Raw genomic sequence first — 726 nt, 5'->3', positions numbered from 1 at the left:
AATCTCCCATAAAGTAGAAGGCTGCGTTGCCTTTTGCGAAATCCCCGCTATCTTTCATGTAGTCTGCAACAAGCGGGTCATTTTTTCTCGCATTGTATGTTTTCAACAAGTCGAAGGTATCCATCAATCCGCTAAATTGAGGATTGTTCGCCAATTGGATATCGCCCTTTTTCAGGCTCTCTACGAATTTGCGGTTCTCATCCACGTTTTTCGATTGCAATGAATAGGCCAATCCCAGATAATGAGCACCCAAGGACCAATCCGCTCCGTGAATCATCACTGGTGCCTTGCCGGAGGCTTCAATTTTCTTAAACAACGCTTCCAAGTCATTCCGGGTTTTCACAGAGGCCGGATCAAAGGTCCCTCCGATCGCCTCCTCAATAACTCTTTTGTTATACAGCAAGCCGTATCCCTGGGCAGTCCATGGAACGCCAAGGAATTTTCCGTCCAGCAGGGCTCCGTCAACCGCCCCTTGCTTCGTTAGCTTTTCGTATTTCGCTTTCTCCGACTCCAGGTCCGCAAACTTGTCTTTAAATTGTAAAATGGTTGCCGGGTCAAGATTGGCGATCGTGGCCGGATTGCCGGAAGCTAATAACGATTGAAATTTTTCCAGCTGTCCGCCGCCAATTGGCGTCGGAATCAATTCTATGCTCACATTGGGATTCAGCTCATGATACGTTTTAAACAGGTCCTCAAATACATTGTTTACTTCGGCTGACGTATTGA

General features: G+C 47.0%; 1 protein-coding gene. It reads right to left on the bottom strand.

What is annotated here, in order from left to right:
• The coding region (locus QJ48_RS35040; protein ID WP_237763165.1) for an extracellular solute-binding protein at positions 1–655 on the bottom strand (655 nt) is incomplete at its 3' end.
• Between the last annotated feature and the right edge of the window lie 71 nt (positions 656–726).

The sequence above is a fragment of the Paenibacillus sp. A3 genome, from assembly GCF_001399685.1.
Taxonomy (GTDB): Bacteria; Bacillota; Bacilli; order Paenibacillales; family NBRC-103111; genus Paenibacillus_G.
This window is presented reverse-complemented; position numbering and strand designations above follow the sequence as displayed.